The 10756-nt window shown below is 76.2% G+C and carries 10 protein-coding genes; 9 read left to right on the top strand and 1 reads right to left on the bottom strand.

Annotated elements, in window-relative coordinates; translation table 11 throughout:
• The first annotated feature begins 230 nt into the window (after positions 1-230).
• A complete protein-coding gene (locus tag LG396_RS20310; RefSeq protein WP_225795848.1) occupies positions 231-1016 on the top strand; it encodes a tetratricopeptide repeat protein in 786 nt (261 codons plus the stop codon).
• A gap of 1 nt (position 1017) precedes the next feature.
• Here LG396_RS20310 and LG396_RS20305 read toward each other — a convergent pair whose 3' ends face one another.
• Complete coding sequence (locus tag LG396_RS20305) at positions 1018-2289, bottom strand: DUF1015 family protein (RefSeq protein WP_225795838.1); 1272 nt, start codon at positions 2287-2289, stop codon at positions 1018-1020.
• Between the two features lie 75 nt (positions 2290-2364).
• Here LG396_RS20305 and LG396_RS20300 point away from each other — a divergent pair, with 75 nt between their 5' ends.
• The 8 genes from LG396_RS20300 (at position 2365) to recN (ending at position 10627) form a co-directional block, all read left to right on the top strand.
• Positions 2365-3414 carry an HAD-IIA family hydrolase gene (locus tag LG396_RS20300; protein WP_225795837.1) on the top strand — a complete coding sequence of 350 codons (1050 nt, stop codon included), beginning with the start codon at positions 2365-2367 and terminating at the stop codon, positions 3412-3414.
• Between the two features lie 50 nt (positions 3415-3464).
• Positions 3465-4514 (top strand): iron chelate uptake ABC transporter family permease subunit, encoded by a 1050-nt coding sequence (locus LG396_RS20295; RefSeq protein WP_078572759.1) that lies wholly within the window; start codon positions 3465-3467, stop codon positions 4512-4514.
• Positions 4511-5548, top strand: coding sequence for a FecCD family ABC transporter permease (locus LG396_RS20290; RefSeq protein WP_037746425.1), 1038 nt, complete (start codon positions 4511-4513; stop codon positions 5546-5548). Before LG396_RS20295 ends, LG396_RS20290 begins: the two co-directional genes overlap by 4 nt.
• Positions 5545-6387, top strand: coding sequence for an ABC transporter ATP-binding protein (locus LG396_RS20285; RefSeq protein WP_225795836.1), 843 nt, complete (start codon positions 5545-5547; stop codon positions 6385-6387). Before LG396_RS20290 ends, LG396_RS20285 begins: the two co-directional genes overlap by 4 nt.
• Before the next feature lie 38 nt (positions 6388-6425).
• Positions 6426-7013, top strand: coding sequence for a hypothetical protein (locus LG396_RS20280; protein ID WP_225795835.1), 588 nt, complete (start codon positions 6426-6428; stop codon positions 7011-7013).
• Complete coding sequence (locus LG396_RS20275; protein ID WP_225795834.1) at positions 7010-7825, top strand: TlyA family RNA methyltransferase; 816 nt, start codon at positions 7010-7012, stop codon at positions 7823-7825. The genes LG396_RS20280 and LG396_RS20275 overlap by 4 nt, the downstream gene beginning before the upstream one ends.
• The gene (locus LG396_RS20270; protein ID WP_018837335.1) at positions 7822-8715 is read left to right on the top strand and encodes an NAD kinase; all 894 of its coding nucleotides are present in this window, start codon (positions 7822-7824) and stop codon (positions 8713-8715) included. Before LG396_RS20275 ends, LG396_RS20270 begins: the two co-directional genes overlap by 4 nt.
• Before the next feature lie 145 nt (positions 8716-8860).
• Positions 8861-10627 carry a DNA repair protein RecN gene (gene recN, locus LG396_RS20265; RefSeq protein WP_225795847.1) on the top strand — a complete coding sequence of 589 codons (1767 nt, stop codon included), beginning with the start codon at positions 8861-8863 and terminating at the stop codon, positions 10625-10627.
• The last annotated feature ends 129 nt before the right edge of the window (positions 10628-10756 follow it).

The raw sequence follows: 10756 nt of genomic DNA, 5'->3' as shown, positions 1-10756 counted from the left end.
GCCGTGACGACGACCGGCCCCGTGGGCCCCGGCGTGATGACGACCGTCCTCGTCGCGATTTCCGGCGCGACGACGACCGCTCCCGTGGGCCCCGGCGTGACGGCTACGGGGGTGGGGCGCGGTTCGAGCGGCGTGATGACCGGCGGGCGCCTCGGCGTGAGGGGGAGCGGCCGCCTGTGCGGCGGCTTTCCATCCCCGACGACGTCACCGGGATGGAGATCGACAAGTCCGTGCGGCAGGAGCTGCTGAGCCTGCCGAAGACGCTTGCCGATGACGTGGCAAAGAACCTCGTCATGGTCGCCCGGCTGCTCGACGAGGACGCTCCCAGGGCCTACGAGCACGCCAAGGTCGCGCTGCGCCTCGCGTCGCGCGTCGGGGCCGTGCGGGAGGCCGCCGGCTTCGCCGCGTACCACACGGAGCGGTATCAGGAGGCGCTGGCCGAGTTCCGTGCGGCGCGGCGGATGAGCGGGCGCCCCGACCTGTGGCCGGTGATGGCCGACTGCGAGCGGGGTATGGGGCGGCCCGAGCGGGCGCTGGCGATGGCCGGTGAGCCCGAGGTGCAGCGGCTCGACAAGGCCGGTCAGGTCGAGATGCGGCTCGTCGCCGCCGGGGCGCGGCGCGACCTGGGGCAGCCCGACGCCGCCGTCGTCACCTTGCAGAGCCCGGAGTTGGCGTCGACCGGTGTGCACCCGTGGACCGCGCGGCTGCGGTACGCCTACGCCGACGCGCTGCTGGAGGTCGGCCGTGCGGAGGACGCGCGCGAGTGGTTCGCGAAGGCCGTCGAGGCCGACCACGACGGGCTCACGGACGCCTCCGACAGGTTGGCCGAGCTGGACGGCATCGAGTTCACCGACGCGCTCGACCCGGAGGCGGAGGACGACGAGGCGGGCGAAGAGGGCGAGGCCGCCGTCGAGGAGACGGCTGTTGTCGGCGAGCCGGCCGGCGAGCCGGGGGTGAGCGACGTCGACTTCACCGACGACGACCCCGCGGGCGACGACGACGATCTCCGCCCCTGACTCACCCCAGGTCCAGCGCCCGCAGCACCAGCCCCGTGGCCGGCTTCGGGCCGAACGACGTGGACTTGCGCGGCATCGTGACCCCGTCCCGCGCGAGTTCCCGTACGGCCTCCTCCGGCACCGGCTTCATCAGCACCGCCGTCCCGCCCAGGCGCACCGCCTGGGCGGCGGCGGCCGCCGCGTCGTGGAGGTAGCCGATGTGCTCGGGGTCGTCGGGGAGTTGCCAGACGTGGTCGATGAGCGTGGCGTGCAGGACGGTCGCGTCCAGGGTGCGCCACGCCTCCGGGAGGCCGGTGCGTACCGTACGGGCCAGCAGGCCCGGGTCCGGGCGGTCGACCAGGTGCAGGCCGTCCCCGCCCGCCAGCAGGAAGGCGTTGCCCGGCGTCTCCTCCAAGGCCGCCAGTGCCGCGGGCAGCGCGGCGTCGAGCGGCCGGACGCGGGCGTCGCCGCCGAGGAGGCGCAGGGCGTCGGCGGGCGGGAGCGTGCGCAGGACGCGGTGGATGCCGCGGACGACGAGCGGGTGGCGGGCCGTGTCGACGAGCAGGACCAGCCCGTAGTCCCACGGCCCGGGCTCGCCCGGTCGCGCCGGGTGTTCGGCCCGTAGGCGCAGGTACGTCGCCCAGCGGTGGTGTCCGTCCGCGATGAGCGCCTGCCGCCGGGCCAGGTCTGCGCGTACGGTCTCGATCTCCGCCGGGTCCGTCACCGCCCACAGCCGGTGCGCGAAGCCGTCCTCCGTCGTCGTGGCCAGCAGCGGGGTGAGCGCGGTCGTGCGGGCGACGACGCCCGCCGTGCCGGTGGCCGCGCCGCCGCTGCGGTAGGACAGCAGCAGCGGCTCGGGGTTGGCGGCGGTCTCGCGCATCAGGCCCGCGCGGTCGGCGACGATCTCCTCCATCACGTCCTCGTGCGGCAGCACCACGCCCTCCGCCGGCTCGCTGAGCGCCAGCAGCCCGATGACGCCGCGCTGCAGCAGGTCGCCCTTGCGCTGCTCGTAGACGTAGAGCGCGGGCTGCGGGTCGGGTACGAGCACGCCTTCCGCACGCCACCGGTGCAGGGTGTCGGCGGCGAGCCGGTGGCGGGTGGCGGGGTCGGCGGCCTGGGGGAGGATGAGGCGGACGATGTTGTACGGGTCGGCGGTCTCCAGGTGGTGCAGGCCGTCGGGCCGGACGACGACGTCGTACGGCGGGGAGGTGACGGCGGCGAGGCTGCGCACCCGGGACGGCGCGTAGCGCAGCCCGCGGAAGGGCCGGAGGTCGAGACCGGGTGAACGCTGCATGGACCGGATCGTATGCGCCGCGGCCGATGCGCGATGATCGAGCCGTAGATATCGCCCGTCCGAGGAGCCGCCGCCGTGATCAGCCAGCCCGTCAGGACCCGCACCGACGCCTGTGCGGAGCCGCTGTGCACGGCGTACGACACGGCGCTGCTGGACCTCGACGGCGTCGTCTACATCGGCGGGGCGGCCGTCGGGCACGCCGCCGACGCGCTGGCCGGCGCGAAGGCGCGCGGCATGCGGCTGGCGTACGTGACGAACAACGCCTCCCGCCCCGCGGCCGCCGTCGCCGGCCGGTTGACGGCGATGGGCGTGCCCGCGGAGCCGGCGGACGTGATCACCTCGGCGCAGGCGGTGGCGCGGCTGGTGGCCGAGGCGGTGCCGCCGGGGTCGCGGGTGCTGGTGGTCGGCGGGGAGGGGCTGTACGGGCCGCTGCGCGAGCGCGGGCTCGTGGCCGTGGAGTCGGCGGACGACGAGCCGGCGGCGGTGGTGCAGGGGCACGGCGGTCCTGCGATGCCGTGGGGGCGGCTGATGGAGGCGGCGTTCGCGGTGCAGCGCGGGGTGCCGTGGTTCGCGTCGAACGCCGACCTGACGATTCCGACGCCGCGAGGCATCGCGCCGGGCAACGGCGCGGCGCTGGAGGTGGTGCGGCTGGCCACCGGTGCCGAGCCGCGGGTGGCGGGGAAGCCGCAGCCGCCGATGCACCGGGAGACGGTCATCAGGACGGGGGCGCGGCGGCCGCTGGTCGTCGGCGACCGGCTCGACACCGACATCGAGGGCGCGTACAACGGCGGCGTCGACGCGCTGTTGGTGCTGACCGGCGTCACCGGCCCCGCGGAGCTGCTGGCGGCCGGGCCGCGGCACCGGCCCGCGTATGTGGCGGCCGATCTGCGCGCGCTGGCGGACGGGCAGCCGGAGGTGGCGATGGCCGGCGGCTACGCGGGACCCGTCGCGCGGTGCGGCGGCTGGAGCGCGTCCGTGCGCGCTGCGGAGCCGGAGCTGCGCCTCGACGGCGAGGGGCAACCGCTCGACGGGCTGCGGGCGTTGTGCGCGGCGGCGTGGACGTACGCGGGGGAGGGCTCCTGCGGCCTCGACCCGGGGAAGGCACTCGTGCGCCTTGGTCTGTGAGTGTCCGCCCACTCCACCCTCTGATCAGGGTAGGCTAACCTAACTGCGTGTTGGTCGACGCTGCTCCCCGTACGGACACCGAGTTCAAGGACGCCCCACCGCGCCGCCGGTGGCTCTCCCCGCGCGCCGCGGGCCTGGCCGCCTCCTGTCTCGCGCTGCTGCTGGTCTGCGTGGCCAGCATCGCCGTCGGCGCCAAGCCGATCCCGCTGGACCAGGTCTGGCACGGCCTCTTCGCCTACGACGGCAACGACACCGACGTCGTCATCCGCGACATGCGCGTCCCGCGCACCCTCCTCGGCCTGCTCGCCGGCGCCGCCCTCGGCCTCTCCGGCGCCGTCATGCAGGCCCTCACCCGCAACCCCCTCGCCGAACCCGGGCTGCTCGGCATCAACGCCGGCGCCTCCGCCGCCGTCGTCAGCGCCATCAGCTTCCTCGGCGTCACCTCCGTCGCCGGCTACGTCTGGTTCGCGTTCGCCGGCGCCGCCGCCGTCTCCGTCGTCGTGTACGCCCTGGGCGGCAGCCGCAGCGCCACGCCCGTACGCCTCGCGCTCGCCGGCACCGCCGCGACCGCCGCGCTCTTCGGCTACGTACGCGCCGTCGAGCTGACGGACACCGCGGCGCTGGACAAGATGCGCTTCTGGACCACCGGTTCGCTCGCCTCCGCCGACATGACCACCATCCGGCAGGTGCTGCCGTTCCTCGCCACGGGGATCGCCCTCGCGCTGCTGCTCGCCCGCCCGCTGAACGCCATGGCCATGGGCGACGACACCGCCCGCGCACTCGGCGCGCACCTCGCCCGCACCCGGCTGCTCGCCATGCTCGCCGTCACGCTGCTGTGCGGCGCCGCGACCGCCGCGTGCGGGCCCATCATCTTCGTCGGGCTGATGATCCCGCACATGGTGCGCGCCGTGACCGGCCCCGACATGCGCTGGATCCTGCCGTACGCGGCCGTGCTCGCGCCCGTGCTGCTGCTCGCCGCCGACGTGCTCGGCCGGGTGCTGGCCCGGCCCGCCGAGGTGCAGGTCGGGATCGTCACCGTGATCGTCGGCGGGCCGGTCTTCATCCATCTCGTACGACGCCGGAGGATGGCGCAGCTGTGAGAACGCTCAACGTACGCGGCACGAAGGGCGATCTGTCCGTACGCCTCGACCTGCGGGCACTCCTCGTCTGCCTGCTGCTGGCCGCCGCCGCGCTCGCCGCCGCGGTGGTCCTCGTCGGCACCGGCGACTTCCCGATCTCCTTCGGCGAGGTGGTGCGCACGCTGTTCGGCGGCGGCGACGCCGGGCAGCGGTTCGTCGTCCGCGAACTGCGGCTGCCGCGGGTGCTCGTGGGGCTGCTCGTCGGCGCGGCGCTGGGGCTGGCGGGGGCGGTCTTCCAGGCCGTCTCCCGCAACCCGCTGGGCAGTCCGGACGTGCTCGGCATCTCGCACGGCTCCGCGGTGGGCGCGCTGGTGGTCATCGTGCTCTTCAAGGGCGGCTCGGAGGCGGTCGCGTTCGGCGCCGTCGCCGGCGGGATCGCGACCGGGGCGGCGATCTACCTGCTCGCCTGGCAGCGGGGCGTGGCCGGCTACCGGCTCGTCCTCGTCGGCATCGGCGCCGCCGCCATCCTCACCGGCGTCATCAACTACCTGCTCACCAAGGCCGACCTGGTCGACGCCGCCCGCGCCACGCTGTGGATCACCGGGTCGCTCGGCGGGCGGGACTGGACGCACGTGTGGCCGCTGGCCGCCGTCTGCGCGGTGCTGGTGCCGGTCGTGCTGGCCTGCGGCCGGCCGCTGCGGATGATGGAGATGGGCGACGACACGGCGTACGCGCTGGGCGTTCCCGTCGAGCGGGTGCGGCTCGTGGCGCTGCTGGCCGCCGTGCTGCTCACCGCCGCCGCCACCGCGGCCGCGGGGCCCGTCGCGTTCGTCGCCCTGACCGCGCCGCAGCTCGCTCGCCGGCTGACCCGCGCGCCCGGGCCCAACCTGGCGCCCGCCGCGCTCATGGGCGCCGCACTGCTGATCGTCGCCGACTGGGGGGCGCAGCGCGCCTTCGGCGCCGACCAGGTGCCCGTCGGCGTCGTCACCGGCGTGCTCGGCGGCGTCTACCTCCTCTGGCTGCTCGCCGCGGAACGACGGGCGGGCCGGATATGAACGACCGTACGCAGGACAGGAGCCCCGCCGTGAGCCGTCTCGCCGCCGCCGACGCCACCCTCGCCTACGACAGCCGGGTCGTCGCCGAGCACCTGTCGGTGGCCGTGCCCGACTCCTCGTTCACCGTCGTCGTCGGGCCCAACGCCTGCGGCAAGTCGACACTGCTGCGGGCGCTGGCGCGGATGCTGAAGCCGCGCACCGGCGCGGTACTGCTGGACGGCGAGTCGATCGGCACGCTGCCGGCCCGCAAGGTGGCGCGGACGCTCGGGCTGCTGCCGCAGTCGTCCGTGGCGCCCGACGGCATCACGGTCGGCGACCTCGTCGCCCGCGGCCGCTACCCGCACCAGGGGCTGCTGCGGCAGTGGTCGCGGGAGGACGAGCGGGTCGTCCAGGAGTCCATGGCCGCCACCGGCGTCGGGGAGCTGGCGGATCGCTATGTCGACGAACTCTCCGGCGGGCAGCGGCAGCGGGTGTGGATCGCGATGGCCCTCGCGCAGCAGACGCCGCTGCTGCTGCTCGACGAGCCGACGACGTACCTCGACATCCAGCACCAGATCGACGTCCTCGACCTGTGCGCAGAACTCCACGAGACGCAGGGGCGCACGCTGGTCGCCGTGCTGCACGACCTCAACCACGCCGCGCGCTACGCCACGCACCTGATCGCCATGCGCGACGGGCAGGTCGTCGCGGAGGGGGCGCCCGGCGACATCGTGGACGCGGAACTGGTCGAGCGCGTCTTCGGGCTCAAGTGCCAGGTGATCGCCGACCCGGAGACCGGCACGCCGCTGGTCGTACCGGCGGCGCGCAAGGCGCGGGCGGGGGCGGCCGGCTGGGTCTGACCGGGGTCCTGTCGGTGGTTCGGGGTACGGTCTGTGCCATGAGCGAGCCGACGCCGATGCCCGCAGCGGAGCCCGAGACCCCGGCCGTGCCGCCGTACGCGCGGCAGCCGGCGCCGCGGTGGCCGGAGCCCGGCGCGGGGGGCGCGGCGGAGCCGGACGGCGGGGCATCCCAACAGATCGAGCCCGAGCCGGTGGACACCGGGCCCGTGCCGCTCGGCGTCGCGCGCACGCCCACCGGCAACGCCGACGTCGACGCCGCGCTCGACCGCCTCGCCGACGCCGACGAGCTGCCGACCGGCAGCCACCTGGAGGTCTACGAGGACGCCCACGGCCGGATGCGCGAGGCGCTGGAGGAGCTGGACCGCACCCAGGGCCCGCCCCCGCCGGCTCCCACGGGCCCCGCACACGCGGGCCCCGCACACGCAAGCCCCGCACACGCGCCCGGGCCCTACGGCCAGGGCCGGCCCGGCCCCGCGCAGGCGCCAGTACGCCCCGCGCCCGCCAACCCCGGCCAGGCGCCGTACGGCCAGGGCCACGCCCGCCCCGCGCCGCCCGCGCCGTCTCCCGCGCCGCCCGGCGCCACCCCGCCCCGCCCCGCGCACCCGTACCGGCCGGGGAACCCGTGAGCGGTGCCCGGCGGCGCCGGCTCGACGCCGAGCTGGTGAGCCGCGAGCTGGCCCGCTCGCGCGAGCACGCCGGGCGCCTCATCGCCGCCGGCCGCGTCACCGTCGGCGGCATGGTCGCCAGCAAGCCCGCCACCCAGGTCGAGACGTCCGCCGCCGTCGTCGTCGTCCCCGACGACGACGATCCCGACTACGTCTCCCGCGGCGGCCACAAGCTCGCGGGCGCGCTCGCCGCGTTCGAGCCGCAGGGGCTGCGCGTCGCGGGCCGGCGGTCCCTGGACGCCGGCGCCTCCACCGGCGGCTTCACCGACGTGCTGCTGCGCGCCGGCGCCGCGCACGTCGTCGCCGCCGATGTCGGCTACGGGCAGCTCGCGTGGAAGCTGCAGAGCGACGAGCGGGTCACCGTCCGGGACCGTACGAACGTCCGCGAGCTGACGCTCGACCACCTCGGCGGCGAGCCCGCCGAACTCGTCGTCGGCGACCTGTCGTTCATCCCGCTCGGGCTCGTGCTGCCCGCGCTGGTGCGCTGCGCCACGCCCGACGCGGACCTCGTGCTCATGGTCAAGCCGCAGTTCGAGGTCGGCAAGGAACGCCTGGGCAGCGGCGGCGTGGTGCGCAGCGCCGAGCTGCGCGCCGAGGCCGTGCGCGCGGTCGCCGCGCAGGGGGCGGCCCTCGGGCTGGGCGTGCTCGGGGTGACGGCCAGCCCGTTGCCCGGGCCGAAGGGAAACGTCGAGTATTTTCTGTGGCTGCGTGCCGGGGCGCCCGCGCTGGACCCGGCGGACGTGGCACGTGCCGTGGCGGAGGGGCCCAGATGACAGACCGCACCGTGTTCCTGCTCGCGCATACCGGCCGGCCGGCGGCGATCCGCAGCGCCGAGCTGGTCGTCCGCGGCCTGCTGCGCTCCGGCGTAGGCGTGCGCGTGCTCGCCGACGAGGCGGCCGACCTGCCGCTGCCGCCGGAGGCGGAGCTGGTGGATGCCGGCCCCGGGGTGATGGACGACTGCGAGCTGCTGATCGTGCTGGGCGGCGACGGCACGCTGCTGCGCGGCGCCGCCTTCGCCCGCAAGTCCGGCGTGCCGATGCTCGGCGTCAACCTCGGCCGCGTGGGCTTCCTCGCCGAGGCCGAGCGGGACGACCTCGACAAGGTCGTGGACCGCGTGGTCACGAAGGAGTACGAGGTCGAGGAGCGGATGACGCTCGACGTCCTCGTACGCAACGAGGGCCGGACCGTGCACGTCGACTGGGCGCTCAACGAGGCGTCCGTGGAGAAGGCCGCCCGCGAGCGGATGCTGGAGGTCGTCACCGAGGTCGACGGCCGGCCCGTGTCCCGCTTCGGCTGCGACGGCGTCGTCTGCGCGACGCCGACGGGCTCGACCGCGTACGCCTTCTCGGCCGGCGGGCCCGTCGTCTGGCCCGAGGTCGCGGCGCTGCTCATGGTGCCGATCAGCGCGCACGCGCTGTTCGCCAAGCCGCTCGTGACGTCCCCGGACTCCATCCTGGCGGTCGAGGTGCAGCCGACGAACCAGCACGGAGTGCTGTGGTGCGACGGTCGCCGCACGGTCGGCCTGCCGTCCGGCGCGCGCGTGGAGGTGCGCCGCGGCGCGGTGCCGGTGCGGCTGGCGCGGCTGCACCACGCGTCGTTCACGGACCGGCTGGTGGCCAAGTTCGCGCTGCCGGTGGCGGGCTGGCGCGGGGCGCCGAACTGACGCACGGCCCGTCCCACGCACGGTCCCCGGGCCCCCGAGGGGGCCCGCCGCCGGCGGTCGGCCGCGCCCCCGGTCCGGGTCCTGATCACGACGCCCCTCGCGACCCGGTGCCGGAACCTCGTATGGTCGTACCGTGTTGGAGGAGATGCGGATCCAGTCCCTGGGCGTCATCGACGACGCGGTCGTCGAGCTGTCGCCCGGCTTCACGGCCGTGACGGGCGAGACCGGCGCCGGCAAGACCATGGTCGTCACCAGCCTCGGGCTGCTGCTCGGCGGGCGGGCCGACGCCGCGCTCGTACGCATCGGCGCCAAGTCCGCCGTCGTGGAGGGCCGGGTCGCCGTGGGCGACGGCTCCCCCGCCGCGGTACGGGCCGAGGACGCCGGCGCCGAGCTGGACGACGGCGCCCTGCTCATCAGCCGTACCGTCTCGGCCGAAGGCCGCTCACGCGCGCACCTGGGCGGCCGCGGCGTCCCCGTAGGGCTGCTCGGCGAGCTGGCCGACGACCTCGTCGCCGTGCACGGGCAGACCGACCAGCAGGGGCTGCTGAAGCCCGCGCGGCAGCGGCAGGCGCTCGACCGGTACGCGGGCGACGCGGTCGCCGTGCCGCTGGCCAAGTACTCGGCGGCGTACCGCAGGATGCGCGCCGTCAGCGCCGAGCTGGACGAGATCACCACCCGGGCGCGTGAGCGGTTGCAGGAGGCCGATCTGCTGCGCTTCGGGCTGGAGGAGGTCTCCGCCGCGGAGCCGCGGGCCGGCGAGGACGTCGAGCTGGCCGCGGAGGCGGAACGGCTCGGCCACGCCGAGGCCCTCGCCGCCGCCTCAGCCGCCGCACACGCCGCCCTCGCGGGCGACCCCGCCGATCCCGAGGCCGTCGACGCCGGCACCCTCGTCGCGGGCGCACAGCGCGCCCTGGCGGCCGTCCAGGCCCACGACCCGGCGCTCGCCGGGCTCGCCGACCGGCTCACCGAGGTCGGCATCCTCCTCGGCGACGTGGCCCAGGAGCTGGCCGCGTACGGCGACGGCATCGACGCCGACCCGCTGCGGCTGGCCGCGGTGGAGGAGCGCCGCTCGGTGCTCACCCACCTCACCCGCAAGTACGGCCGCGAACCCGCCGCCGGCGGGGGAGAGGCCGGCGACGGCAGCGTGTCCGCCGTCCTGGCGTGGGCCGACGCGGGCGCGGCCCGGCTCGCCGAACTCGACGGCGACGACGAGCGCATCGACGGGCTGACGGCCGAGCGCGACGCCCTGCGCGGCGAGCTGGCGGAGCTGGCACAGGCGCTGACCGAGGCGCGCGGCGAGGCGGCGGAACGCTTCGGCGCCGCCGTCACCGACGAGCTGACCGAGCTGGCGATGCCGCACGCCCGCGTCACCGTCGACCTGCGCCGCACCGAGGTCGCCGCGGACGCCGACGGGCTGGAGATCGACGGCCGCCGCGTCGCGTACGGGCCCACGGGCGTCGACGAGGCCGAGCTGCTGCTCGCCCCGCACCCCGGCGCCCCGCCGCGGGCGATCGCCAAGGGCGCCTCGGGCGGGGAGCTGTCGCGCGTGATGCTCGCGGTCGAGGTGGTCTTCGCCGGCTCCGACCCCGTCCCGACGTACCTCTTCGACGAGGTCGACGCGGGCGTCGGCGGCAAGGCGGCCGTCGAGGTGGGCCGCCGGCTCGCCCGGCTGGCGCGCGGCGCGCAGGTCGTCGTGGTGACCCACCTGCCGCAGGTCGCGGCCTTCGCCGACCGCCAGCTGCTGGTGGAGAAGACCAGCGACGGCGCGGTCACCCGCAGCGGCGTGACCGTCCTGGACGGCGAGGCGCGGGTGCGGGAGCTGTCGCGCATGCTGGCGGGCCAGGAGGACTCCGAGACGGCCCGCGCGCACGCGGAGGAGCTGCTCGCGGCGGCCCGCGCGGGCGCGGAGTAGCGGTGCGCCGCGTGGCGGGTGGGCCGGGCGGTGTCACGGATGCTGCGCCCGGTGCGGGTGTCGCGTGTGGGCCGAACGGGTGGCGTGGGGCAACCCGGCCCCTCCGCGGTGCGTCTACCTGAGTGGTCG

The sequence above is a fragment of the Streptomyces aculeolatus genome (assembly GCF_020400605.1).
Lineage (GTDB): Bacteria > Actinomycetota > Actinomycetes > Streptomycetales > Streptomycetaceae > Streptomyces > Streptomyces aculeolatus.
Note: the sequence above shows the minus strand (reverse complement) of the source record. Positions and strands in the feature narration are given on the sequence as shown.